Consider the following 320-nt stretch of genomic DNA (forward strand, 5'->3'; position numbering starts at 1 on the left):
TACTGCGCAGTAAAACAGATTGGTTAAAGTGGTCATGTACTTTTATCTCCTCAGCTTTGAAAAACCACTCTTGTATAGGGGTTAACACCACTTCTCCGGTTACCTCACTTTGGTCGGTAACCTGCGTGGTCAGCGCCATTAAAAGCGCTAACTCTTCCAGTACCGGCGTCCTTAATAAATGCTCCACTTTAAGCTTATAACCTTGCTGTTTTAGCCGCGCTACTACTTGAATCGACTTGATGGAATCTCCACCCAGATTATAAAAGCTATCCCTGATCCCGATGCCTTCTCTTTTTAAAACATCCGACCATACCTGGGCT

At 44.4% G+C, this 320-nt stretch carries 1 protein-coding gene; it reads right to left on the reverse strand.

Annotated elements, in window-relative coordinates; translation table 11 throughout:
* The coding region (locus A4R26_RS11565) for a phosphopantetheine-binding protein (protein WP_133054635.1) at window positions 1-320 on the reverse strand (320 nt) is incomplete at both ends.

Source organism: Niastella populi (genome assembly GCF_002078015.1).
GTDB lineage: Bacteria > Bacteroidota > Bacteroidia > Chitinophagales > Chitinophagaceae > Niastella > Niastella populi.